General features: G+C 61.9%; 18 protein-coding genes. 10 read left to right on the top strand and 8 right to left on the bottom strand.

Translation table 11 applies throughout. The annotated features are described in order from the left end of the window. Positions 1-3 precede the first annotated feature (3 nt). The gene (gene cyaY, locus Q8R61_RS08955; RefSeq protein WP_305536360.1) at positions 4-327 is read right to left on the bottom strand and encodes an iron donor protein CyaY; all 324 of its coding nucleotides are present in this window, start codon (positions 325-327) and stop codon (positions 4-6) included. On the opposite strand from cyaY, the gene Q8R61_RS14945 reads away from it, so the two are divergent. The 3 genes from Q8R61_RS14945 to Q8R61_RS08945 all read left to right on the top strand — a co-directional run bounded on the left by Q8R61_RS14945 (position 209) and on the right by Q8R61_RS08945 (position 2,653). After that, a complete protein-coding gene (locus Q8R61_RS14945) occupies positions 209-478 on the top strand; it encodes a lipoprotein (protein ID WP_371133581.1) in 270 nt (89 codons plus the stop codon). The two genes, cyaY and Q8R61_RS14945, sit on opposite strands and share 119 nt — an antisense overlap. Then, on the top strand, positions 475-1,719 hold the full coding sequence (gene lysA, locus Q8R61_RS08950; protein WP_305536359.1) for a diaminopimelate decarboxylase: 1,245 nt from the start codon (positions 475-477) through the stop codon (positions 1,717-1,719). Before Q8R61_RS14945 ends, lysA begins: the two co-directional genes overlap by 4 nt. A 301-nt stretch (positions 1,720-2,020) precedes the next feature. Continuing rightward, entirely contained in the window at positions 2,021-2,653 is a 633-nt protein-coding gene (locus Q8R61_RS08945) for a histone H1-like repetitive region-containing protein (RefSeq protein WP_305536357.1), read from the top strand. A gap of 174 nt (positions 2,654-2,827) precedes the next feature. Here the strand turns inward: Q8R61_RS08945 and Q8R61_RS08940 are convergent, their stop codons facing one another. Together Q8R61_RS08940 and msrP are read right to left on the bottom strand one after the other, a co-directional pair. Then, positions 2,828-3,481 (bottom strand): sulfite oxidase heme-binding subunit YedZ, encoded by a 654-nt coding sequence (locus Q8R61_RS08940; RefSeq protein ID WP_305536355.1) that lies wholly within the window; start codon positions 3,479-3,481, stop codon positions 2,828-2,830. After that, positions 3,481-4,422: a protein-methionine-sulfoxide reductase catalytic subunit MsrP gene (gene msrP / locus Q8R61_RS08935; protein ID WP_305536353.1), complete on the bottom strand. Its 942-nt coding sequence runs from the start codon at positions 4,420-4,422 to the stop codon at positions 3,481-3,483. The genes Q8R61_RS08940 and msrP overlap by 1 nt, the downstream gene beginning before the upstream one ends. A 161-nt stretch (positions 4,423-4,583) precedes the next feature. Between msrP and Q8R61_RS08930 the strand changes: the two genes are divergently transcribed. The 4 genes from Q8R61_RS08930 to trxA all read left to right on the top strand — a co-directional run bounded on the left by Q8R61_RS08930 (position 4,584) and on the right by trxA (position 9,805). Continuing rightward, complete coding sequence (locus Q8R61_RS08930) at positions 4,584-5,633, top strand: efflux RND transporter periplasmic adaptor subunit (RefSeq protein WP_305536351.1); 1,050 nt, start codon at positions 4,584-4,586, stop codon at positions 5,631-5,633. A gap of 52 nt (positions 5,634-5,685) precedes the next feature. Continuing rightward, entirely contained in the window at positions 5,686-8,772 is a 3,087-nt protein-coding gene (locus tag Q8R61_RS08925) for an efflux RND transporter permease subunit (protein ID WP_305536349.1), read from the top strand. Between the two features lie 172 nt (positions 8,773-8,944). Further along, positions 8,945-9,214: a hypothetical protein gene (locus Q8R61_RS08920; RefSeq protein WP_305536347.1), complete on the top strand. Its 270-nt coding sequence runs from the start codon at positions 8,945-8,947 to the stop codon at positions 9,212-9,214. 207 nt (positions 9,215-9,421) lie between these two features. Beyond that, positions 9,422-9,805, top strand: coding sequence for a thioredoxin (gene trxA, locus Q8R61_RS08915; protein ID WP_305536345.1), 384 nt, complete (start codon positions 9,422-9,424; stop codon positions 9,803-9,805). Between the two features lies 1 nt (position 9,806). Here trxA and hda read toward each other — a convergent pair whose 3' ends face one another. Further along, positions 9,807-10,457 (bottom strand): DnaA regulatory inactivator Hda, encoded by a 651-nt coding sequence (gene hda, locus Q8R61_RS08910; protein ID WP_305536343.1) that lies wholly within the window; start codon positions 10,455-10,457, stop codon positions 9,807-9,809. Positions 10,458-10,578: 121 nt separating this feature from the next. Between hda and nadA the strand changes: the two genes are divergently transcribed. Continuing rightward, the gene (nadA, locus tag Q8R61_RS08905) at positions 10,579-11,643 is read left to right on the top strand and encodes a quinolinate synthase NadA (protein ID WP_305536341.1); all 1,065 of its coding nucleotides are present in this window, start codon (positions 10,579-10,581) and stop codon (positions 11,641-11,643) included. 12 nt (positions 11,644-11,655) lie between these two features. After that, positions 11,656-12,576 (top strand): DUF808 domain-containing protein, encoded by a 921-nt coding sequence (locus Q8R61_RS08900; RefSeq protein WP_305536339.1) that lies wholly within the window; start codon positions 11,656-11,658, stop codon positions 12,574-12,576. 13 nt (positions 12,577-12,589) lie between these two features. On the opposite strand, the gene Q8R61_RS08895 is transcribed toward Q8R61_RS08900, so the two are convergent. Next, positions 12,590-13,441 (bottom strand): PhnD/SsuA/transferrin family substrate-binding protein, encoded by an 852-nt coding sequence (locus Q8R61_RS08895; RefSeq protein WP_305536337.1) that lies wholly within the window; start codon positions 13,439-13,441, stop codon positions 12,590-12,592. Next, positions 13,438-14,697, bottom strand: coding sequence for a diguanylate cyclase (locus tag Q8R61_RS08890; RefSeq protein ID WP_305536335.1), 1,260 nt, complete (start codon positions 14,695-14,697; stop codon positions 13,438-13,440). The genes Q8R61_RS08895 and Q8R61_RS08890 overlap by 4 nt, the downstream gene beginning before the upstream one ends. Before the next feature lie 251 nt (positions 14,698-14,948). On the opposite strand from Q8R61_RS08890, the gene Q8R61_RS08885 reads away from it, so the two are divergent. Further along, complete coding sequence (locus tag Q8R61_RS08885; RefSeq protein WP_305536333.1) at positions 14,949-18,773, top strand: FAD/FMN-binding oxidoreductase; 3,825 nt, start codon at positions 14,949-14,951, stop codon at positions 18,771-18,773. 248 nt (positions 18,774-19,021) lie between these two features. Here the strand turns inward: Q8R61_RS08885 and Q8R61_RS08880 are convergent, their stop codons facing one another. Together Q8R61_RS08880 and Q8R61_RS08875 are read right to left on the bottom strand one after the other, a co-directional pair. After that, complete coding sequence (locus Q8R61_RS08880) at positions 19,022-19,573, bottom strand: hypothetical protein (protein ID WP_305536331.1); 552 nt, start codon at positions 19,571-19,573, stop codon at positions 19,022-19,024. Next, positions 19,570-25,758, bottom strand: coding sequence for an FG-GAP-like repeat-containing protein (locus Q8R61_RS08875; protein ID WP_305536330.1), 6,189 nt, complete (start codon positions 25,756-25,758; stop codon positions 19,570-19,572). The genes Q8R61_RS08880 and Q8R61_RS08875 overlap by 4 nt, the downstream gene beginning before the upstream one ends. Between the last annotated feature and the right edge of the window lie 128 nt (positions 25,759-25,886).

The following is a 25,886-nucleotide window of genomic DNA, read 5'->3' as shown; positions in this document are numbered from 1 at the left end:
AGTTCAGAAGCGGACCATGACGCCGCCTTGCGCGGCGATCAGTGCAGCCAGCTTGTCGTAGAGCGGCTCGCCGCTCTTGGTGTCGACCCAGCTGGCGTCCTGCGGCTTGAAGTGGAAGCCGCCCGAACGCGCGGCGACCCAGAGCTCGCGCGCGACGCCGTGGCGGTTGATGATGATCTTGCTGCCGTCGTCGAATTCGACCTCGATGATGCCGTCGGCCGGCGTCTCGAAATCCAGGTCTGCGTCTTCCAGCACCTGCTCGATACGGGCAAGGGTGGTGGCGGCAGCCTGGTTGAACGCGGCCTCGCTGGATTCGATTTCTGTCATGGTGCCCCGTGCTAACATCTCGCGCATGAAACTGCGCACGTTATATATAGTGTCCCTGTTGCTGTGCGGGCTGGGTCTCGCGGCCTGCGGCTCCAAGGGTGACCTGTATCTTCCCGAAAATCCTCCTGCACCGCAACGGACTTCAAATTGAATACCCTGCATCGACTCGACGGCCGTCTTCATCTCGAGGACGTGGCGCTGGACACGCTTGCCGAACGCTATGGCACACCGCTGTATGTCTACTCCCGGCAGGCGCTCGAAAATGCCTACCAGGCCTACGCCGACGCCTTCGCCCAGACGCCTCACCTGATCTGTTATGCCGTCAAGGCCAACTCCAGCCTGGCGATCCTCAACCTGTTCGCCCGGCTCGGCGCCGGCTTCGACATTGTCTCCGGCGGCGAACTGGCCCGCGTGCTGGCTGCCGGCGGCGACCCCGGCAAGGTGGTGTTCTCCGGCGTCGGCAAGACCGCAGACGAGATGCGCGCCGCGCTGGACGCCGGCATTCTCTGCTTTAACGTCGAATCCGCCAGCGAACTGAAGCGCCTCGACCGCGTGGCCGGCGAACTCGGCAAGGTGGCGCCGGTGTCATTCCGCGTCAATCCGGACGTCGACCCGAAGACGCACCCCTACATTTCCACCGGGCTCAAGGAAAACAAGTTCGGCGTACCGATCGCCGACGCGCCCGCGCTCTACCGCCTGGCCGCCAGCCTGCCCAACCTGGGGGTCACCGGCATCGACTGCCACATCGGCTCGCAGCTGACCGACCTGTCGCCACTGGCCGATGCCGCCGACCGCGTGCTGGCACTGGTCGATGCGCTCGCGGCCGAGGGCATTGCGCTGCATCACATCGACCTTGGCGGGGGTGTCGGCATCCGCTACCGCGATGAAACACCGCCCGATCTGGCGGCTTACGGCCGCGTGCTGGCGGCCCGCTTTGCCGGTCGCCGCGAGAAGCTGCTGCTGGAGCCGGGGCGTTCGCTGGTCGGCAACGCCGGCCTGCTGCTGACCCGCGTCGAGTACCTGAAGCCGGGCGAAGACAGAAATTTCGCCATCGTCGACGCGGCGATGAACGACCTGATGCGACCCGCGCTGTACGAGGCGTATCACGAGATCGTCGCCGTCAACGAACGCAGCGACCCGCCGAAGCGCTACGACATCGTCGGCCCGATCTGCGAAACCGGCGATTTCCTTGGCTTTGCGCGCGATCTCGCGGTCGAGGAAGGCGACCTGCTGGCCCTGCTTTCGGCCGGTGCCTACGGCATGAGCATGGCTTCGAACTACAATTCGCGTCCTCGGGCAGCGGAAATTCTGGTCGACAAGAATGAAATTCACCTAATACGTGAACGCGAAAATCAAACCGACATGATGTCCGGAGAGCGGCGTATTTATTGACGATCTTTGACATGGCCCGGTATTGAATTTCCCGGGTTTTTAGTGTCGCATCGATACATTTTGCTTCACTGCGACATTCTCCCCATGGTCGATTCCACTGAATCTTGACTATTCATTGAACACCGTTCAAAAGCCACTAGAATGAAGCTCACCAAGCGGAGCCTCGGTATCGCCCGTTTCTAGCGGGTTCCGGGCAGAACGGTTGCCTGTTGATACCACGCTTTGGAAGTGCAAACTCTGACTGCACGTGGCTTCAAGCTGTAGTGATATGTGAATGTGTTCAACTTCTAAGGAGTGTTATATGGCAACAGTGAAAAAACCCGCCGCTAAACCGGCAGCCAAAAAGGCAGCACCCGCCAAAAAACCGGCGGCCAAGAAACCCGTAGCCAAGAAAGCGGCTCCGGCCAAAAAGCCCGCAGCTAAAAAGCCCGTCGCCAAGAAAGCGGCCCCGGCCAAAAAGCCCGCAGCTAAAAAGCCCGTCGCCAAGAAGGCAGCCCCGGCCAAAAAGCCCGCAGTTAAAAAAGCGGTCGCCAAGAAGCCTGTAGCTAAAAAGGCCGTCGCCAAAAAGCCTGTAGCTAAAAAAGCGGTCGCGAAGAAGCCTGTAGCCAAAAAGGCCGTCGCTAAGAAGCCCGTAGCTAAAAAAGCGGTCGCGAAGAAGCCTGTAGCCAAGAAGGCGGCCCCGGCCAGAAAGCCCGCAGCTAAAAAGCCCGTAGCCAAGAAGGCAGCTCCGGCCAAAAAGCCTGCAGCCAGAAAGCCCGCAGTCAAGGCAGCTCCGGCCAAAAAGCCTGCAGCTAAAAAGCCTGCAGCCAAGAAGGCAGCTCCGGCGAAGAAGCCTGTCGCGAAGAAGGCGGCTCCCGCCAAACCCGCGCCGGCACCTTCCGTCGCACCTGCACCCGCACCGGCGGTACCGGTCATCAAGCCGTTCGGGCTTTAAACAGGTCGGGCATTGCCCAATCTGAAACGGGGGCTTGTCCCCCGTTTTTTTATGGGCGCGGCCGGGGGCTTGTCCCCCTTTTTTTATCCGTAACAAGGGCTTGCCCGCCGGTTTTCTTATGATCGGCGGGGGCGTTGCCCCTCGTTTTTCATGAACGACCGGGCAGCCTCTTTGCTAGCCGGCCGGCTTCACCCCGTCCGGCTTGCGACCTGCGGCTTGCCGTCCCCACCGCGTGCTGGCTGCATTCAATGCCGCCACGCCCCACGGCAGACGCAGGACCAGCAGCAGCGCCAGTGCGCCGCCATAGAGCAGGGGCTCGGTCAGGTCTTTCTTCACCAGCCACAGGTAATGGATCACGCCCAGCAGCGCAATGGCATAGACCAGGCGATGCAGATGCTGCCAGCGCCGGCCCAGCCGGCGCATCATGGCGTGCGTCGAGGTCACGGCCAGTGGAATGAGCAGCACGAAGGCGCTGAAACCGACCGTGATGAAGGGGCGCTTGACGATGTCGCGGGCAATGGCCGCCGGGTCGAAGAACTGGTCCAGCCAGATGTAGGTGACGAAATGCAGGCTGGCGTAGAAGAAGGTGAACAGCCCCAGCATGCGCCGGTAACGAATGAGGTCAGCACGTCCGGTCAGCCGCCGCAGCGGGGTGACGGACAGCGTGACCAGCAGTCCGACCAGGGTCCAGGTGCCGGTCGAGCGCGTGATGAACTCGATGGGGTTTGCCCCCAGACCGCCGCCCAGCCCGAGCGCGATCAGCCGCCCCAGCGGCAGCAGGCACAGCAGCGCAATCCAGAGCTTCGGGTTGCGCAGGACTGCGCTCATCAAAAGAGCTTTTTCAGGTCCATGCCACGGTACAGCGACGCCACTTGGTCGCCGTAGCCGTTGAACATCAGCGTGTCGCGCTTGCGGAATTCACCGATGCGGCGCTCCTTCGCCTGGCTCCAGCGCGGGTGGTCGACCTGCGGATTGACGTTGGAATAGAAGCCATACTCGGCGGGCGCAGCCGCCGTCCAGGACGAGACTGGCTGCTTCTCGACGAAGCGGATTTTGACGATGGACTTGGCGCTCTTGAAGCCATATTTCCATGGCACCACCAGGCGGATCGGCGCGCCGTTCTGGTTCGGCAGCACTTCGCCATAGAGTCCGACCGCCAGCAGGGTCAGCGGATGCATCGCCTCGTCTAGCCGCAGGCCTTCGGTATACGGCCAGTCGAGCACACGCGAGCGCAGGCCCGGCATCTGCCTCGGATCGTTCAGCGTGACGAACTCGACGTATTTCGCATTTCCGGTGGGTTCGGCGCGGCGGATGAGTTCATTGAGGGGATAGCCGACCCAGGGGATCACCATCGACCAGCCTTCGACGCAGCGCATCCGATAGACACGCTCTTCGAGCGGGGCGAGCTTCAGCAGCGCATCGATGTCCCAGGCCTGCGGGCGGCGCACCTCGCCTTCGACCGCCACCGTCCACGGACGGGTTTTCAGGCTGCCCGCCTGTCTGGCCGGGTCGCTCTTGCCGGTGCCGAACTCATAGAAGTTGTTGTAGGTGGTCACGTCCTTGTACGGGGTGCTGGCCTCGGTCAGCCTGTAGGCGCTGTCGCGCACGCCGGCCAGCTTGGCCCCGGCGGCGCGTGCATCCGGCCCGATGCCGAACGCGGCACCGGCCGCCAGCGCGCCCATGCCCTGCATGAAGCGGCGACGGTCACGGTAGATTTCGGGCGGGGTGATTTCAGACGGGGCGATGTCGGTGGGCAGGCGGATCAGCATGGCGGTGTCCTGGTTGGGCGTACGTTGCAATCAGTCGGATCACGCACGCAATCCTTACATAGTCTGTCTCGGGTTGACTCCGACGCGCGGTTTTTGTTTCGGTGCGGAACTGCTAAGGTGCGCTCCTATCGTACGTCTTTGTTCTTTTTGCGGAATTCTCCATGCGCGCACTGCTCCTGCTGTTATTCGTTCCCTCCTTCGCCTTCGCCCAGGCAGGTGGCCCGCCCTTCATTCCGGTCAACATGATGAAAGCCACCGCCACGCCGATGACGAACACCGTCAACGCGGTGGGCGCGCTGATTGCCGAGGACAGCGTGGTGCTGCGGCCGGAAATCGACGGCCGCATCGACAGGCTGCAGTTCAAGGAAGGCCAGCCGGTGAAAAAGGGTGCAGTGCTGGTGGTGCTCGATTCCGCCGAGCAGCGTTCCCGCGTGGCCGCCGCCGAGGCCGAACTGAAGCTGGCACAAAGCCGCTACACCCGCAGCGAGGAACTGGTCGCGCAGAATTTCATTTCGCGCCAGGCGCTCGACGAGGCGCGCGCCAACCTCGACATCCTGCGCGCACGCCTGCGCCAGGAACAGGTGGCGCTCAGCAAGACCTCGATCCGCGCGCCCTTCGCCGGCGTGGCCGGTCTGCGTCAGGTCAGCCCCGGCGCCTATGTCGGCAAGGGCGACGACCTGGTGCGGCTGGACGCGCTCGGCACTCTGAAACTGGAAGTGCCGGTGCCCGAAACGGCGCTGCCGCTGGTGCGCATCGGCCAGCCGATCAAGCTGACCGTCGATGCGCTACCGGGACAAACCTTCAGCGGTACCGTGCACGCCATCGATCCGGTGGTCGACCCGGTCAGTCGTAACGTTCGCGTCCGCGCGCGCATCGCCAACCCCAAAGGCCAGCTCAAGCCCGGCATGTTTGCCCGCGCCACCGCCGACCTCGGCGGCAGGACCCACGCCATCCTGCTGCCCGAACAGGTCATCGTGCCGCGTGCGGATGGCAGCTATGTGTTCCTCGCGGTCGACGGCAAGGCCGAGCTGCGCAAGGTCGAGCTGGGCAAGCGCGATCCGGGCCGGGTCGAAATCGTTTCCGGCGTGGCCGAGGGCGACACCGTCATCCTCGACGGTCAGATCAAGCTGCGCCCAGGCGTGCCCGTGATCACGCTCGAGCAGGCGGCGCAGCGGATGAAACTCCAGTCGGGCAAACCGCCGGCACGCTGAGCACGCCCGCTACCCCATCGCTCTCGCTCAACGCTTTCACCCTGGATAAGCCATGATTCTGTCCGACCTCTCGATCCGCCGACCGGTGCTGGCCACCGTGATGAGCCTGATGATCATCCTGATCGGCCTCATCGCCTTCGACCGCCTGCCGGTGCGCGAATACCCCAACATCGACGCGCCGGTGGTGTCGGTGCGCACGGTCTACCCAGGCGCCTCGGCGGCGGTGATGGAAAGCCAGATCACCAAGCCGCTGGAGGATTCGCTGTCGGGTATCGAAGGCATCCGAACGATCAAGTCGGTCAGCCGCGAAGCGGTCAGCCAGATCACGGTGGAGTTCGTGCAGTCGCGCGACCCCGAAGCCGCCGCCAACGACACGCGCGACCGCGTGGCGCGCGTGCGCGGCCTGCTGCCCGGCGAAGCGGAAGACCCGGTGGTCGCCAAGATCGAAGCCGACGCCCAGGCCATCATCTGGCTGGCGTTTTCCAGCGACCGCCAGTCGCCACTGGAAATCACCGACTACGCCGACCGCGTGGTGGCCGATCAGCTGAAGACCCTGCCGGGCGTCGCCTCGGTGATCATCGGCGGGCAGCGCCGCTACGCCATGCGTCTGTGGCTCGACCCCAGCCGCATGGCCGCGCTGGGCGTGACGGTGCAGGACGTTGAAACCGCGCTCAGGAGCCAGAACACCGAGCTGCCCTCGGGCCGGATCGAAGGCCCGATGCGCGAATTCACCGTGCTGGCCGAAACCGACCTCAAGACACCGGAGGAATTCGAGCGCGTCATCATCCGCGAAAGCGACGGCGCGCTGGTGCGCCTGGGCGACCTGGGACGCGCCGAAATCGGCGCCGCGGACGAGCGCAACATCGTGCGCGTCAACGGCCGCGCTGCGGTGGGCCTGGGCATCGTCAAGCAGTCCACCGCCAATACGCTGGCGGTGGCGCAGGCGGTCAAGGCCGAACTGCCGCGGCTCGAAGCAGAACTGCCCGAGGGCATGCAGCTGCGGGTCGGCTTCGACAGCTCGATTTTCATCGAAAAATCGATCGACGCCGTCTACACCACCATGATCGAGGCGATGGTGCTGGTGGTCGCGGTGATCTTCCTGTTCCTGCGTAACTGGCGCGCCACGCTGATTCCCTTTGTCACCATCCCGGTGTCGCTGATCGGCGCCTTCATCTTTCTCTATGCGATGGGCTTCACCATCAACGTGCTGACCCTCTTGGGGCTGGTGCTGGCGATCGGCCTGGTGGTCGACGACGCCATCGTCATGCTGGAAAACATCTACCGCCACATCGAGGAAGGTATGCCGCCGTATGAGGCGGCGGTCAAGGGCGCCAAGGAGATCGGCTTTGCGGTCGTGGCGATGACGCTGACGCTGGTCGCCGTGTTCGCGCCGCTGGCCTTTGCCGAGGGCAATACCGGCAAGCTGTTCACCGAATTTGCGATGACGGTGGCGGCGGCGGTTCTGGTCTCGGGCTTTGTCGCGCTGACGCTGACGCCGATGATGGCGAGCAAGATGCTGCGCCACGAAACCCGCCACGGTGCCTTCTTCAACTTTGGCGAACGCATGCTGAACGGGCTCAACAGCGGCTATACCCGTGGCCTGACCCGGGTCATGCGCCACCCCGTGATCGTCGCGGTGGTGTTCGTGCTCGTCGCGGTCGCCGCCTTCGGCCTGCTGAAGTCGCTGAAATCGGAGCTGGCCCCGACCGAGGATCGCGGCTTCTTCATCGGCTTCATGCTGGCGCCCGAAGGTTCCACGCTGCAATACACCGACCAGTACGCGCGCCAGCTCGAGGGCATCTATCAGAACGTGCCGGAAGTCCGCACCGCCTTCGTCGTCGTCGCGCCCGGCCTGGAGCGCCCCAACCCGGTCAACACCGCGCTGTCGTTCGTGATGCTCGACCCGTGGGAGGAACGCAGCCGCAGCCAGATGGACATCACCGCCAGCCTCGGCCCGCAGATGTTCATGGGCATGCCGGGCGTGCTCGCCTTCCCGATCAACCCGCCCTCGCTCGGCCAGAGCTTCCGCAATCCGCCGCTGCAGTTCGTGGTGCAGGCGCCCAGCTACGACGAGCTGAACACGGCGGTCGAGGCGTTGATGGCCAAGGTGCGCGAATACCCGGGGCTGTCCAACCCCGACACCGACCTCAAGCTGACCAAGCCCCAGCTCAAGGTCGACATCAACCGCGACAAGGCCGCCCAGATGGGGGTCGGCATCGACACCATCGGCCGCACCCTGGAAACCCTGCTCGGCGGCCGCGAAGTCACACGTTTCAAGCGCGACAGCGAGCAATACGATGTCATCGTCCAGCTCGATCCCGCCGCCCGTGCCGTGCCGCAGGACCTGACCGCGCTCTATGTGCGCGGCCGCGACGGCGGGCTCACCCCGCTGTCCAACCTGGTCGCGCTGACCGAGACCGTGGCGCCCAAGGAGCTCAACCACTTCAACCGCCAGCGCGCCGCGATCATCTCGGCCAACATCGCGCCCGGCTACACCCTTGGCGAAGCGCTCGCCTTCATGGACCAGGCCGCGGCCGAAACGCTGCCGCCGAGCGCCCGCACCACGCTGGATGGACAGTCGCGCGAATTCCGCGAATCGGGACAAACGCTGCTGATCACCTTCGCGCTGGCGCTGGTCATCATCTATCTGGTGCTGGCGGCGCAGTTCGAAAGCTTCGTCTCGCCCTTCATCATCATGCTGACGGTGCCGCTCGCCGCCACCGGCGCGCTCTTGGCGCTGAAGCTCAGCGGCGGCACCCTCAACGTCTACAGCCAGATCGGTCTGGTGATGCTGGTCGGCCTGATCACCAAGCATGGCATTCTGATCGTCGAGTTCGCCAACCAGCTGCGTGCGCGCGGCAAGCGCAAGGTCGAGGCGGTGATCGAGGCGGCCAGCCTGCGCCTGCGCCCGATCCTGATGACCACCGCCGCAATGGTGCTGGGCGCGGTGCCGCTGGCGCTCGCCAGCGGCGCCGGCGCAGAATCGCGCTCGCCGATCGGCTGGGTCATCGTCGGCGGCCTGCTGCTCGGCACCCTCTTGACGCTGTTCGTCATCCCGGTGGCCTATACCCTGCTGACGCGCGAGCGCGCAGAGGCAGTCGACACCGTCCCGCCACAGGCCGAACCCGCTCCCAACTGACGAACTCGCCCGCGGTCCTGACGAAGCTTCGTCGGGACCGCGGGCGGCCCTCTCTTCATCAAGCCGTCAAACCCGCCTGATTTAATGCGGTTTTCCACGCCATGCGGCGCCCCCGGAGACTGGCATGAACCCTGCTCATATCCTTGCAAAGACAACGCAAGGAGAGACCGAAATGATCGAACTTGAACCCGGTAGCACCCTGGACATCAGCCTGAAGGAAGACAGCCAGGGCCGCGACCGTGTCGAAGTGTCGCTGGTTGCCCACGACTGCCGCCTGACCCTGACACCGCATCAAGCCCGGGTACTGGCAACCGAGCTGATCATGGCGGTCAACCGGGCCGAAGTGCGCAGCAACCTTAAGCACAGCCAGAACGTGGTGCGCAGTCCGCAGCCGGCCGATCAAAAGAAGCGCGGCCTGTTTCACCAGGCGTTCGCCAAATAGATTCCAGGCCAGTCGGCTTCGACTGGACCCCGGGGTCGCGGGCAGCCTTGCTGAAAACGACCCTATAAGAAGCCTCCGGTTTGTCGGAGGTCCGCCATCCATGATAGGGTGGCACGTAGGCGCGATGGATTCGTCCTCGCGCCTTTTTATTTCCTCATTTTTCCATTCCGGCCTTCTAGGCCATTCCACTTTTACGCAGGAACCCGTATGGCCGTCATCGAACTCACCCAGGAAAACTTCGAATCCACCATCAACGGCAACGACGTCGTCGTCGTCGACTTCTGGGCGCCCTGGTGCGGCCCCTGCCGCGGCTTTGCCCCGATTTTCGAGGCCGCCGCCGAGAAGCACGCCAATATCGTGTTCGCCAAGGTCAATACCGAAGTCGAGCAGGATCTGGCCGGCTACTTCCAGATCCGCTCGATTCCCACGCTGATGGTGTTCCGCGAACAGGTCATCCTCTACTCGGAGGCCGGCTCGCTGCCCGCCAATGCGCTGGACTCGCTGATCGAACAGGTCATGGGACTGGACATGGCGCAGGTCCACAAGGACATCGCCGACCAGCAGGGGCAGCAGGGCGCCGGGCCGGCCTGATTCAGGGCCGGTTGACGCTCAGCAGCTGCCGCAGCAACGGCAGCGTGATCGGGCGCCGCGTTTCCAGACTGAACCGGTCCAGCGCCTCCAGCACCCGCAGCAGGTTCTGCATGTCGCGCGCGGTGTGGTTCAGCAGATAGTCCGCCACCTGGGGATCCAGCCGGAAACCCAGGGTGTCGGCATGCTGGCTCAAGGCAGCACGTTTTTCGGCGTCGTCCAGCGCCTGCAGCTGGAACACCAGTCCCCAGCCCAGCCGGGTCCTGAGCTCCGGCATCAGCGGCAGCTCGGCCGGCGCCACGCTGCCCGCTGCCAGCCACAATCCGCCCGCCTCGCGCACCCGGTTGAACGCGGCAAACCCGGCGTGCTGCTGCTGCGCGTCCCAGTGTTCCACCTGTACCGCAATCACCGCCTGCGCCGCCTGCTGGCCGCTAAAATCAACCGTCATGCCGCGTGCCTCGCAGGCATGGGCCCAGGCCGTCAGCAAATAACGCTTGCCGCTTCCCGGCGCGCCCCAGACATAGACCATGCGCTCGGCTGCGCTGCCGTCGAGCATGGCCTGCAACTGCGCCATCAGCTCGACATTGCGCCCCGCCACAAAACGGGCGAGTTCGGGCCGGGCCGGCGGACGGACATCGAGTAGGAGCTGCTGCATGGGGCGCAAGGATAAGGCATAAGCCGCGCTGTGCTCCACAAAAACCCATCCGCCGCCGCGTGAAAGCGCCTGCTGCGCAGCGCTATACTTGAGTGCTTTCCACCCTGTGTCGAACGTCCCGATGAAGCTCGCTTTTCCCATTCCGGTCCGCCCCGTGATCCAGCCGCCCCCGATGGTGGAGGAAGTGCTGGCCGACGATGAGCGCGCCGAGCTGAAGGCGCGCATCAAGCGCCTGATGAAGGAACAGGATGCGGTGCTGGTCGCGCACTACTACACCTCAGCCGACCTGCAGGACCTGGCCGAGGAAACCGGCGGCTGCGTGTCGGATTCGCTGGAGATGGCGCGCTTCGGCCACGCGCATCCGGCCAGGACGCTGATCGTCGCCGGGGTCAAGTTCATGGGCGAAACGTCCAAGATTCTCAACCCCGAAAAGCGCGTGATCATGCCCGACCTCGCGGCCGACTGCTCGCTCGACCTCGCCTGTCCGGCCGATGAATTCGCCGCCTTTTGCGACGCGCACCCGGACCGGCTCTCGGTCGTCTACGCCAACACCAGCGCCGCGGTGAAGGCACGCGCCGACTGGGTCGTCACCTCCGGAATCGCGGTCAAGATCGTCACCTACCTGCACCGGCAGGGCCACGCGCTGCTGTGGGCGCCGGACCGTCATCTGGGCGACTACGTGCAGCGCATCAGCGGCGCCGACATGCTGCTGTGGCAGGGGTCGTGCGTGGTGCACGAGGCATTCAAGGCCGAGGCGCTCGCGAAACTGCGCGCCGAACACCCGGACGCCGCGGTGCTGGTGCACCCCGAGTCGCCCGCACCGGTAATCGCACTGGCCGACGTGGTCGGCTCGACCACGCAGCTGATCGAGGCGGTGCGAACCCTGCCGAATCCGGAATTCATAGTCGCCACCGACAACGGCATCTTCCACAAGATGCGCGCCGCGGCACCCGGCAAGCTGTTGCTGGAAGCGCCGACCGCAGGCGAAGGCGCGACCTGTCAATCGTGCGCGCACTGCCCGTGGATGGCGATGAACGGTTTGCGCAAGCTCGCCGCCGTACTGGAGCAGGGGGGCAACGAAATCCATATCGAGGAATCCATTCGCGCCAGGGCGGCGGTCTCGATCCAGCGCATGCTGGACTTCGCGGCGGCCGACAAGGCCGGCCGCATCCAGCTGGGCGACTGAGGGACGCACGCCATGGCGGGGAGCAGCCTGCTCGCGCTGATCGACGACATCGCCACCATCCTCGACGACGTGTCGGTGATGACCAAGGTCGCGGCGAAGAAAACCGCCGGCGTACTGGGCGATGACCTTGCACTGAACGCCCAGCAGGTCTCGGGGGTGAAGGCCGAGCGTGAACTGCCGGTGGTGTGGGCCGTTGCCAAAGGCTCGCTGATCAACAAGGCGATTCTGGTGCCGGCGGCGCTCGCGATCAGCGCATTCGCATCCTGGGCGATCACCCCGCTGCTGATGCTGGGCGGCGCCTTTCTCAGCTACGAAGGTTTCGAAAAGCTGGCGCACAAATTCCTTCATCGCGAGGAAGCCGCAGCCCATCGCAGCGAACTCGCCCAGGCGGCGGCCGACCCTGCTATCGATCTGGTTGCGCTGGAAAAAGACAAGATCAAGGGCGCGGTCCGCACCGACTTCATCCTGTCGGCCGAAATCATCGTCATCACCCTCGGCACCGTCGCGGCCGCGTCGTTCGGCAAGCAGGTCGCCGTGCTCACCGGCATTGCGCTGGTGATGACCGTGGGTGTCTACGGCCTGGTCGCCGGCATCGTCAAGCTCGACGACGCCGGGCTCTACCTCAGCCAGCGCCCGTCCCGCTGGACGCGCGCGCTGGGGCACCGCATCCTCGCCGCCGCGCCGGTTCTGATGAAAAGCCTGGCCGTCATCGGGACTGCAGCGATGTTCCTGGTCGGCGGCGGCATCCTGGTGCACGGCCTGCCCGGCACCCATGAGCTGGTCCAGGCCGTCGCCCATGCCGCTGAAACGCTGCCGGTGATTGGTGGCGCGCTGGCCATGCTCGTTCCGTTTCTAATTGATGCGCTGGCCGGCATCGTTGCGGGCGCCGTGGTTCTGGGCGGCGTGACAGCCGCACGGCGGGTGATTCGATAATCCGGCGGCCGGTTTATTTCTGGAACGGCTGGATCAGCTTGCGCACCGTGTCGTAGGCCGCGTCATCGACCACCACAAAACCGTCGTAGCCCTTGTCGAAGGCTTCCAGCGTGGCCGCCCGCTCGGGCGTGCTTTTGTTCAGGGCCAGCAGGGCATCGCGCAGCTTGGTGCGCACCGCTTCCGGCATGCCGGGGTGAACGGCGATGATGTAGGACGGCAGCGACGGCGTGCTGCCGATGACGACGATGCCTTTGCTCTTGAATTCCTCGGCGAGCGAGTCTTTCAGGATGCCGCCGTCAAAATCGCCCGCGATCACGGCCTTGGCAATGTTGTCGTAATGCTTGAGGTAGGCGAACGACGAAAAGTCGCCCGATTTCAGGCCCATCGACTCGACCGCGGCACGCTGCAGCAGGGCTTTTTCGTCGCCGAAGGCAAAGCGCTTGCCTTTGAGGTCGGTTGGGGTTTTGATCCCGGAGCCCGCCTTCACCCCGATCACCAGCGAAAAGTGCGGGCGTCCGTCGGCGGTGGGTGCGACCAGCGGAATCACGCCGTATTTCTTGTGCGCATCGATGTAGGCAACGGGCGTCAGGTAGGCGATCTGCGTCTGCCCCTTGCCGAGGTCGTCCACCGCCGAACCGAGATTGGGCGACGGCCGGAAGCGCACGTTGAGGTTGGTGGTGAGCGCCAGGTAATTGGTCAGCGCGCTCAGGCGCTTGATCATCTCGACCGGGATATCCATCGCTACCGACCCCATCGTGACTTCGGCGGCTGGCGCCGCCTGCGCCTGCGCCGCCGACGCGGCAGCAAGCGAAGCTCCGGCGAACAGCGCAGCCAGTACGGTGTTCAAGGTCCGAATCGGTTTCATGAAGTTATCCTTTCCTGCAATTGGGGGATGGCGTCGGCATACACCCTGTAACAGTTGCGGCCCGCGTTCTTGGCCTGGTAAAGCGCCTTGTCCGCCGCGTAATACAGTTCCTGCGGAGTCTTCATCGCTTCGGTGTACTGGGCGATGCCCACGCTGAGGCTGATGTTCATGCGGAATCCGTCGTAGTTGAACGGATGCGCGCGCACACTTTCGGTCAGGATGTCGACGAACATCGTCGCCTGTTCGATATTCGTGTGATACAGCACGATGCCGAACTCGTCGCCGCCCAACCGGGCCGGCAGGTCGGACTTGCGCACATGCAGGCGCAGCAGGGTGCCGATATCGCGCAGCACCTCGTCGCCGGCGCCGTGGCCATGGGTGTCGTTCACCTGCTTGAACAGGTCGATGTCGAACAGCACCAGCGTGATGTCCTCGGCAAAGCGCTCGGACTGATGGAACATGCGCGACAGGGTTTCATCGAACTTGCGGCGGTTCGGCAGTTCGGTCAGCCAGTCGGTCGTCGCCATCGCGCCGAGCAGGTCGAGCGCGTGTTCGAGTTCGCGCGTGCGCCCGCCGAGCTGGATATTCTTTTCGCGCAGCTCCTCGTTGGCAAAATCGATCTTGCCCTGCAACTGGCGGTGGTAATCGGCAAGCGACTTGTTGAGCGTGTTGAACACCGATACCAGCCGCCCGATCTCGTCCCGGCTCTTGACCTCGAGATCACGGACAATGAAGGAATCCCCCTGCTTGACCGCTTCTTCCATCGCAGTCGTCAGGTTGTGGATGGGCGACACGATGCCGAACGAGGTAAACAGGTAGACGATCAGGCCCAGCACGGTGCCGAAGGCAATCTGCTCGACCAGCACGCGCCAGTACAGCGCATTGAGCGCGCTTTCCATCGCGTCGGTCGAAATATCAACGGAAGTGGCGCCGATGGCCTGGCCGTCGAACAGGATGGGCGAATTGAAGCGTTTGTAATTTTTGTCGCTGCCCGCGTCCGTCTGGCCGGACTGTGCCATCGCCCGGCCACTCTGGTTGCGGATGACGACACGAATCACGTTATTTTGCTTCGCCACGTTCTGGGCGAGGATTTCCAGGTTGCCGTAGTCGTAGCCGGCCACCAGCGAAGCGGCGCCGGACGCCGTGGCATTGGCCACGCTCTGGCCGGCCTTGTCGATCATCTCGCCGAGCGGACCGCGCTCGTTCTGCACCCGGACCACACCGATCGCGGCCGACGTGATGAGCACGCCAGCCATGACATAACCGATGAGTTTGGTACTCAGGCCAAACTGCAAACTGATCTCCTGACAGGAAGCGGGCAGGCTGAATAGCCCGCCGTTTAGCAGTTATCGGCCGAATCGATCGGAACTGAAGATGGTCATCCCGTACCAGACCGGGCCAAGCCCTCCTGGCAGCGGGGCCCGAAACGAAGCCATTTCCCGTAAAATACCGGCTTTGAAGCAGATCGCACCGGTGCCGCGCCAGCGGCCGCCGGCGCCCACCCCGCATGACCGCACGCCTGCGCGAAATCCCCTACAACTACACCTCGTTTTCCGACCGCGAAATCGTCATCCGCCTGCTCGGCGCCGACGCCTGGCGCGTGCTCGACACGCTGCGTGGCGAACGCAAGACCGGACGCTCGGCGCGCATGCTGTTCGAAGTGCTGGGCGACATCTGGGTGGTGCGGCGCAACCCTTATCTGGAAGACGACCTGCTCGACAACCCCAAGCGCCGCCAGATGCTGATCGACGCGTTGCGGCATCGCCTGCACGAGATCGAAGTGCGGCGTCAGGGCAACGAACTGGTGGGCCAGTTGCTGGAGGCGGCCGGCCGTGCAGTCCGCGAATTCGAGGCCTGGTTCGACGACACCGCCAGCCTGCGCGCGCGCATCCTGCGCCGTCTGGCGGGCGTAACCCGCAAGGACAACATCGCGTTCGACGGCCTGGCGCGTGTCTCGCACGTCACTGACGCCACCGACTGGCGCGTCGAATACCCCTTCGTGGTGCTGACCCCGGATACCGAAGCCGAGATGGCCGCGCTGGTGGCCGGGCTGATCGAGCTGGGGCTGACGATCATCCCGCGCGGCGGCGGCACCGGCTATACCGGCGGCGCGGTGCCGCTCACCGACAAGGCCGCGGTCATCAACACCGAAAAGCTCGAATTCCTGAGCGCGGTCGAAATGCGCCACCTGCCGGGCGTCGAATTCGAAGTCCCCACCATTCACTGCGGCGCGGGCGTCGTCACCAAGCGGGTAATGGAGGCGGCCGATGCGGCCGGCCTGGTGTTCGCTGTCGATCCCACCTCGGCCGACGCCTCGACCATCGGCGGCAACGTGTCGATGAACGCCGGCGGCAAGAAAGCGGTGCTGTGGGGCACCGCGCTCGACAACCTGGTGTCGTGGCGCATGGTCACGCCGGATGCCGACTGGATCGAGGTCACCCGGCTCAACCACAACCGCGGCAAGATCCACGACACCACCGCCGCCAGTTTCGAAATCCGCCGCTTCGGCCCGGACGGCAAAACGGCCAAGGGTTCGCCGGACATTCTCACCATCCCCGGCAGCCGCTTCCGCAAGACGGGGCTCGGCAAGGACGTCACCGACAAGTTCCTCGCCGGTCTGCCCGGCATCCAGAAGGAAGGCTGCGACGGCCTGATCACCTCGGCGCGCTTCATCCTGCACCGGCTGCCGGCCCATGCCCGTACCGTCTGCCTGGAATTTTTTGGCAGCGCGCGCGAGGCCACGCCGGCCATCGTCGAAGTGAAGGATTACTGCGACGCCCACCCCGACATCCTGCTGGCTGGCCTGGAACACCTCGACACGCGCTACCTGAAGGCGGTCGGCTATGCCACCAAGGCACCGCGGGCGGCGCGCCCGAACATGGTGCTGTTGATCGACGTGGTGTCGGACAACGACGTTGCAGTGGGCGAAGCGGCCTCGAAAATCGTCCAGATCGCCAACGCGCGCGGCGGCGAAGGCTTCATCGCCGTGTCGGCGGAAACCCGCCGCATATTCTGGCTCGACCGCGCCCGCACCGCGGCCATCGCAGCGCACACCAATGCGTTCAAGATCAACGAAGACGTGGTGATTCCGCTGCCGCGCCTGGGCGACTACACCGACGGCATCGAGCGCATCAATATCGAGCTGTCGATCAGCAACAAGCTCAGGCTGCTCGATGCGCTGGGCGAATTTTTCGCCGGCAAACTGCCGCTGCTGGAAGACGAGGACACCGTCGCCGACCCCGCGCAGGTCGAGGAAAAGCGCCAGCATGCGAACGCCCTGATCGAATCGGTGCGCGCGCGCTGGGCCGGTTACCTGGCCAAGCTCGACGCGCCACTTGCCGCGGATGTAAGCGAAGCCCCCACCCCGCCCCCCTCGCCCCTGACCGCCTTCTCCGCGCTGCGCGACAAGCACATCCGCGTGTCGTGGAAGCGCGAGGTGCGACACGAGCTGCACCAGTTCTTCATCGGCCGCGAATTCGCCCCGGTGCTCGAAGCCTGCGACCGCATCCATAAAGAGGTGCTGAAGAGCCGTGTGTTCGTGGCGCTGCACATGCACGCCGGCGACGGCAACGTACACACCAACATCCCGGTCAACTCCGACGACTACGCCATGCTGCAGGCCGCCAACGCGGCGGTGGCGCGCATCATGGCGCTGGCAACCGAACTCGGCGGCGTGATTTCGGGCGAGCACGGCATCGGCCTGACCAAGCTGGAGTTCCTCGACGACGCCAGCATTGCGACCTTCGCCAGCTACAAGCAGAAGGTGGATCCGGGCGGCCGCTTCAACAAGGGCAAGCTTTTGCCCGGCGCCGATCTGCGCAATGCCTACACGCCGTCGTTCGGTCTACTGGAAGCCGAGTCGATCATTCTCGAAGCCTCCGAAACCGGCGCGATTGCCGATTCGATCAAGGACTGCCTGCGCTGCGGTAAGTGCAAGCCGGTGTGCAACACCCACATCCCGCGCGCCAACTTACTGTACAGCCCGCGCAACAAGATCCTCGCGACCTCGCTGCTGATCGAGGCTTTTTTGTACGAGGAACAGACGCGCCGCGGCGTGTCGCTCAAGCACTTCGAGGAATTCGGCGACGTCGCCGACCACTGCACCATCTGCCACAAGTGCAAGAACCCGTGCCCGGTCGATATCGATTTCGGCGACGTCTCGATCGCCATGCGCAACCTGCTGCGCAAGCAGGGCAAGAAGGCCTTCAACCCCGGCACCTGGGCGTCGATGGCCTTCCTGAACGCGACCGATCCCGCCACCATCAAAGCACTCAGGAAGCCGCTGATCGAGTGGGGCTACGCTGCGCAACGCATGGGTCATACCCTGTTCAAGCGCATGGGCCTGATCCAGGCGCAGACAAAAAACCCGCCCGCCTCGCTGGGGCGCCCCAAGGTCGTCGCGCAAGTCATCCATCTGGTCAACAAGCCGATGCCGGGCGGCCTGCCGAAGAAAACCTCGCGCGCACTGCTGGGGCTGGAAGATGCCTCCATCGTGCCGATCCTGCGCAACCCGGCCAAGCTGTCTGATGACGCCGACGCTGTGTTCTACTTCCCCGGTTGCGGCTCGGAGCGGCTGTTCTCCCAGGTGGGGCTCGCAACGCAGGCAATGTTGTTCGAGCTGGGCGTGCAAACCGTGCTGCCGCCCGGCTACCTGTGCTGCGGCTACCCACAGACCGCGGGCGGCCAGGCCGACAAGGGCGAGGCGATCACCGCGCAGAACCGCGTGCTGTTCCACCGCGTCGCCAATACGCTGAACTACCTCGACATCAAGACCGTGATCGTGTCGTGCGGCACCTGCATGGACCAGCTGCTAAAATACGAATTCGAGAAGATCTTCCCCGGCTGCCGCCTGCTCGACATCCACGAATACCTGATGGAAAAAGGCGTCAAGCTGGAAGATGTCAGCGGCGAGCGCTACCTCTACCACGACCCCTGCCACACGCCGATGAAGACCCACGCGCCGATGAAGGTCGCGAATGCCCTGCTGGGCGGCTCGCCTGAAAATAGCGTGGTGAAACTCTCCGACCGCTGCTGTGGCGAATCCGGCACGCTTGCGGTGAGCCGCCCCGACATCTCGACCCAGATCCGCTTCCGCAAGGAAGAGGAAATCCGCGCCGGCGTCGCCGCGCTCGGCCAGGAAGGCAAGGGGCCGGTCAAGCTGCTGACCAGCTGCCCGTCGTGCCTGCAGGGCCTGGCACGCTACAGCGACGACGCCGGCACCGAGCCGGACTACATCGTGATCGAGCTGGCAAAGAAACTGCTGGGGGAAAACTGGATGGCGAACTACCTCACCCGTGTAGGCAACGGGGGCATTGAGCGAGTGCTGCTGTAAACCACGCCCCAGGGTTTCAGGTACACACTAAAGATGTTTGCAGCCTAATCGCATCCTGCGCCGGGTCGGATGCTGATGCGGGGGGAAGTTTCGCCGGGATTCCAGGTTTTATATTGGATTAAGGGAAGCGTCCCGTTTGTTCTGTTCATATATTCTGTTCGGGTTTTCACTAGGGGATTCAGATGCACACTAAGTGGCGGTCCCCTTTTTATTTCGGCCCGTCAAGGAGTGTTCATCTTGCAATAAAACTATTGGGTGGATTCAAGACATTTTTCTGGAAGCGGTTGTTTCCATCCGCTGTAGCTAACCATTGCCCCACTTTGCGAAATAATGCAAACCTCACTGATGATCGGGTGAAAACGGACAACGGCAAGATAATGTTCCCCTGAAATGTTTTCAAGAAATGAAAACTTATACACTTTTTTTTGGGCATCAGAAAACAAAAGTTTAGGATCCGTCAAATTGAAATGTACAGGTGTGCGATAAGTTCCATCCAGCATTTTATGGGTTTGGGGGGCTGAGCTCTTACCCTTGTTATCAGAATCATTTAACTCATACATTTTCATTCTGTTTTGTAGTGCTGAATAGTTGTCTGCTTCAGCTTCTGCCATAATTTTGGCCGACTCCGGCCCAGCCGCTAAATATGAAGAAAACCAATAAACAACACCCACCAGAACAGCCAACAACAACAGAGAAACAATAACACCACCCGCAGCAAGAATCAGCTTTGCTTTATCAACAACAAATCCAAGAACCCGCCTAAAAAAACTAGCATTCACCTCAAATCCAACATGTTTCATGGAAGTGGTGTCGGTCCAACAAAATTAATTTTGAAGTCTGTTCCAATTTGACGCCCTAATGGGCTCAATACTTTAGAAGCGTTAGAAAAACCGACAAAAGTTTGTATATTACGTACGATAGTCGCCGGCCCATAGCCAGTATGGGGTAGAAAGTCATAACTATCTGGCAACAGCTGCACTTGGTTTCCACTAAAAGAACCGGCTGTTAGCCCCCCATACAAACGCCCGTCTCCAACACCCATCGCAACATTTAATTGGCTCATTAAGTCACTACCAATCCCACTTCCAGCTTTCATTCCAGGATCAAAACTCGCGTAACTTAAATCCACATAGGCACCATTCACATTAACCGTACGGCCACCGCCATTCCGCCAATGCTCATTCAGTTCTTCACGGGTTGGTTTATCCGCCCAACATTTTATTTTGTCGCATTGCAAATCATTAAACAACCGTGAAAACGCCCCCGTCATCGCCCCATTAGCGAACTTACCGCCGCCGATGACACTCGCCGTGCCCCCCACAATCGCAGCCCCAATCGCATTCGCCGCCCTGCCGTTCCAGGTTGACGGGTCGCCCAGCTTATTGAACAGTCCAAGCTGACTCGCTCCCTGCGTAAACCCCGCCGCCAGAAAGCCGCTCTTGAAACTGCCGCCCTGCATCTCGCTCATCATGCCACCGACCACACCGTGCGCAGCGATCTTGCCAATGCCGGGATTCATGCCGTGCAGCTGACTGAACATGCCGGCGCTGACTGCGCCCGCGAGCGCGCCTCGTCCGCCACCTGAGATCGCTCCCGAGACCGCTCCTGCCGCAATGATGCCGCTGGTGCCGGTTAACCCCATGCTGGTAAACAGACTGCTACCAGGCAGATAAATGCTCGCTGCGATGCTCAATACGGGTTTGAGGAAGCCATCCCGAAAATCCGTCCACGCGCTGAACCCCGTGGGGTCAGTGTAGTAGAGCGGGTTGTTCATGACGTAGCTGTAGCGGTTCAGGCTTTGCAAGTCATAAGGAGCCTGAACGATGGGGTCTGCGCTGACGAATCTGGCCAACACCGGGTCGTACAGCCGCCCGTTCATATGGGTCAGCCCACCATCGAGCATTTCATGACCGGTATGGCCTTGGCGAGTGGCGTCGATACCGGTGTTAGATCCGGAGACAAGAGTCTGTTTGCCCCAGGGGTCGTATTTGTAACGGGTAATGACTTGCCCATTCTGGTCAGTAACGGCAGTGATGCTGCCTTGGACGTCGCTGTGGAAGTAGCGCGTCTGGGCGGCCGGGGCGGTTCCGCCAGGTACGGTGAAGGTAAGGACTTCGCCGATGGGCTTGCCGCCGCCGTAGAGCGTGATGCGATGCTCGTAGGTGCCGTTGGCGTATAGCGTCTGTTCGTAGTGCCCGCCCTGATGAACGCTGGGGTTGAGGTACCAGGTGGTCCTGCCCGGGGTAGTCAGTTTATAGCGGTCACGCTCAGGGCCATAGAGCCAGCTGGTGGTGTTGCCACCTTGTGTAACGCTGGCAGGCATGTTCCAGGATGTCCAGGTAACGGAGCGACCACCGCCACCAGTAAGGTTGCCGTTGAGATCGTAAGTATAGGTGTTGGTACCGGCCTTGCAGACGGCGTGGGTGCCAGCATTGCTACCTGTTGCGCAGTTGGCATTGCCGCCATAGTAGTAGGCGCCGACGCCGGTTTTGTTCACGATATTTCCACGCGGGCCGTAGCCAATGGTTTGGCTATTGACTGCACCCATGACGCTGTCGATCTGGGTCAGACGATTGAGTGCGTCGTAGCTCATGACTTCACCAGCCTGGCTGCCGAGTACGTATCGGGTCTCGAGGTTGCCGAGGGTGTCGTGCTGATAGTAGTAGTACTCGATCCATGTCCCGTTGCGGTTGTCGATCCGGTAATTGGGTCGCCCGTTTTGCGGAAGGTAGGTCTGATAGGCAACGGTATTGTTGCCGTAGGTTTCCTGGGTGCTGTGGCCTTCGGCATCCACGGCGTTCTGCTGCCAGTAGAGGGTGTTGTCCTGGGCTTTGCGTACCTCAGACAGATACCCCGTGGCGTTGTAGACATTCTTGATGCCGAGTCCGCTGGGGTAATAGGTCTGTTGGACGCGGCCGGCGGCATCGTAGGCGACGCTGCTGAACAGCAAGGGATTACCCGCGCCCAGGTTGGACAAGGTCAACTGCGGCCGGCCCTTGTCGTCATAGTAGTGGGTGCGGATGTAGCCCGCATTGGTCTTGGCCTGATGCAGCTTGCCCTTGCCATAGCCGGCAGTATCGTAGATCCAGTCACTGGTGAGCCCGGGTTCGACACGTTGAGTCATGCGGCCCAGCTTGTCGTAGACCATGGTTGTCACCTGGCTCTTGGCATCGGTCTGTTTGACGAGCTCGCCCAGTGCGTTGTGCTCGTAAGCCCAGTTGCGCATGTCAGGCGTATAGCCATATATTTTGCGACCCCGGATATCGTAGGCGTTGATTGCCTCGAGCGCGCCGTTGCTTTGCACAAACTGCAGGTTGCCAAAGGGGTCGTGGCCGTAGGTGGTCACGCTGCCCAGGGCATCCGTAACACTGATTTTTTGTCCCTGGCTGTTGCTGACCTCAGCGGTGATGTGCCCTTTGCGATTTGTGCGGGAGACGCTGAGGCCGTTGTAATCGACAATCAAAGCGGCGTTATCGGGCTCGTCGGGCTCGTAGACGCGGACGACGCGACCGAGATCGTCATATTCACTTCGCGACCAATAAATGGCTTCACCCGCGAAGTAGGGACGCGAGACCTGAACTACTCGTCCCTGGCTATCGTATTGGGTGTCCTTGTAAATCCAGCGCGCGTCAAAGCCTTGGGTGGCAGAGCGGACCTCACGATTGATCCGGTCAAAGTAGGACACGCTAACCGGTGCACTCTGTACACCGCCGCCAAACACTTGGGTGACGATACGGTAAATGCCGTTAGCAGGACAGGCGGCATCGCAGCCCGCATACGTCCACTGGGTGAAAGTGCCGTCAGCGCGAGACTCACGCGTCTTGCGGCCGAAGCCGTCGTACTGCCAGCCGGTGGAGAGGGCATTGGGCCCGATGAGGCTGACAACAATGCCGAAACGAGGATCAAACACTTTCGATTCAGTATGGCCCAGCGCATTGGTAGTGGTGACTGGGAACTGGCCACGGGTACCGTAGGAGAAACTGCTGCTCCGCGGAACGATAGCGGCCACGCCGGTAGCGGGGGAACTGACGGTTACGCTCTGACGATTGCCGAAGGCGTCGTGCGCGTAGACGGTGTCGAGCCTGTACTGCGGTTGGTCGGGTTCAATGATTTCCTTGGTCAGCAGACCGGTCGTGGCGTGGTATTCAAAAGCGGATACACGGGTTTGCGACCAGCCGCCGTTATTAATGGTGCTGGTGACACTAGCTCTGGTGAGCCGCCCGAGGTGCCATTTTGCTACGTCGTTGCTGTAGATATTGTCGGTCTGCTTCTTGAAGCCGTCCGAGGTCTGGCTGATCGTTTTGGTAAGGTTGCCCCAGTCGTCGCCATAGGTGTTCCAGGTTTCGGTGCTGGGCAATAGTGCGCCATTCAGGTCTTTTCCCTGCTCCTTGCTGTAGGTGATATAGGGGAAAAATGTTTTCCCCGCATTGAGGGTTTTGCTGGCGGGAGTATTCTCTACACGCCTGAGTTCTACGCCGCCGGAGCTGCTTTTAGTCACGAGCAGCGGTGTGCCGATGTTGGGGAAGCTCTGACTGAATTCAGTGCGCGTTGTGATACCACTTTGCAGGTCAGTTTGCTTAAGCACTTTAAAGCCGAGGAAGCCACGCCCGCCGAGATGGGTGCGCGCGCCTTCGTAACGATAGGCATTGCGGAATTGCCCGCCGATACCGTTGTCTGCGGCGGTTTCGGAAACAACATAGGTTGCATCCTGAACATCGGTCAGCGGGAATACCGCGCCCGATCCTTTCGTGTAGACGGTGTTATCCGAAAGCGGTTTATAGCTGATTGCGCGCGTAGCGCCCAGGCCATCGGTAATTGAAACCAGTTGATCAGGCTGTGGGCCATTATGCAAGTGCAATTTCCATGAACCGCCATAAGCCAGCATCAAATCGAGCAATCCATCGCCGTTGAAGTCGCCGACGAGAGGGTTGGCGTTATAACCTTGTTGGGATATTCCACTGGCTAGCTGGGTCATGCCCATGCCATTGCTATTGGTTTGATAAACAGACCAGTTGCCTGCACCACCATTGGTCGCAACCAGCATGTCAGGCTTGCCGTCGCTGTTCCAGTCTGTCTGGATCATGACCTGCCCAACAGACGGCGCACCAAATGTGGTGTTCGAGCAATGCGCAAGATCGCCGCCCCAGTTTTGGCATAACCACCACGAAGCGCCACCCGCTCCATTAGGGCCCATACTCAGCAAGTCGGTATTGCCATCTCTGTTGATGTCAATGGCTTGCTGACTTTTTTGGACGTAAATCACGCCTGTACCCGCGATTCCGGAATACAAATTGGCAGTGATGTTAGTGGGTAGGCTGGTAAGCGGCCCGGTGCCCGGACGCGAAAGTACATCCCAGCGGATATCTTCGCAAATAGCAAACCCCCCACAGAGATAACGCTGATAAAGGCGCGGGATCAGCACATCAGCCAACCCATCCCCCTGAAAGTCAACGGGTCTCCCCCAATCAAAGGCGTAAAAACCGTAGCCATTCTGCACGTAAGGCATATTGCTTTTCGTGTCGGCACCAAAACCTACGCCATTGCCCAACGCGGAGTACCAGTAAGAATCATGGGCATGAACGATGTCCGGGTAGCCGTCTCCATTGATATCCAGTAACTGAGGATTCGCCGCCTTACCGCCATCCACGATCCCGGTATCGACAGGAACGTCAAATGGTGCCGCAGGATTGTCCGTTGCGCGCATGAGGTACCAGCGCCCATTAGCGTAGGGAACCAGCATATCGATGCGGCCATCGGCATTAAAGTCGACGGGGCGCGCGTATTGATAACCCGTGCTAGCGATTCCGGTATCGATTTCCGATGAGAAGGCGACCCCCTCGCTCAAGCGCACCTTCCATGTAGCCCCCGCGGGATACACGAGATCTGTCATGCCATCACCATTAACGTCAATCGCACGTGTATACAATGCATTGGCATCAGGGATCCCCGTGTTCTCCGCCGTTGCACTCAACCCCGCTTCACCCTCTTGCCAGGCAAAGGTCGTAGGATTCAGGCAATCGCCATTCCCCGCGCATTCTGTCACGCTGACCAAGCGTGATCTGCCAGTAGTGACTCCGGTTTCATAGTTCAAGCTGTAATCCTTGACTAGATTTTCGGCCTCATAGGTCAAAATTTTTGCCAGTCGCTGCCCTGTCTGAGACTTCGAGCCCCTCACATATCCAACCTCGACGTCTGGCCGCGTCTCATACTGAAACGTCACTGCGTTGTAGGGGGCAAGACTGCCTGCCGAATTCCCGGTGTAGTCAATACGAGCGATACGGTGTTCACCGTTGACATTGTCTTCAGTATAAGAAAACGCCATGTAGTTGCCGACGGTGTCGCTGATTTTGTTAATAGCCCAGGCGGCGGCGAGGCTCTTCCCCTGCGCCTCGGCGCGAGAATCAGCTGTGTTGCCAAACTCGATGACTTGACCGGCCTTGGTTTTGACAAGAAAAGATTGCGGGTCGCCCGCCCCGCCGCCGATTGAAACGACTTTCGAGAAGGATTCGATTTCGGTGCGATATTCAGCGCCAACTGCGCCATAACTTGCGCCCGCAGTCAGTATCAAACGCTGGCCATCGAGGCAGAAACGATCTCCGGCATCAAGCTGAACGCCGCGCGTTGCGCCATCATGGATGATAGTTTGGGGGCAGCGGGTGATAGCGGACTGCCCGCCAACCGACCAGCCAACACCTGCGATGCCGTTTCCGCTCTGGCTTGAATAGTTTAGCGAAAGCTTGGGTTCCAATCCGGCGGTGCCCGGCGGCACGACGACGAGAACGCTGTAAGTGGCGGCGCCGGATTCGCTGACGCCGAAGTTGCCGGGGGTGGCACCAGGGACTGTGGCGGAATGGGCTGGGAGCGCCGCAGCGAAGGCCAGCGGCAGGACAAGGAGCGGGGCTAGTTTATGCATGGTGTGCTCCCATGCATGCTGTAGGCGCGATTTCAATACCGGCCGACGGCCGACGGAAAAATGGTAGCTCATGCTTCTCCTCCCAGAGTGCATTTGTGTGTGACTACTTTATTTTTCCGCAACGTCGGCCTGCGTACTTTGCGCGGACCATATGTGGGCCGAACTCTACGGGAACTATTTTTGGTTTGTCAATATCTTCA

It is taken from the genome of Thiobacillus sp. (assembly GCF_030696885.1).
In the GTDB taxonomy this organism is placed as follows: domain Bacteria; phylum Pseudomonadota; class Gammaproteobacteria; order Burkholderiales; family Thiobacillaceae; genus Thiobacillus.
Note: the sequence above shows the minus strand (reverse complement) of the source record. Positions and strands in the feature narration are given on the sequence as shown.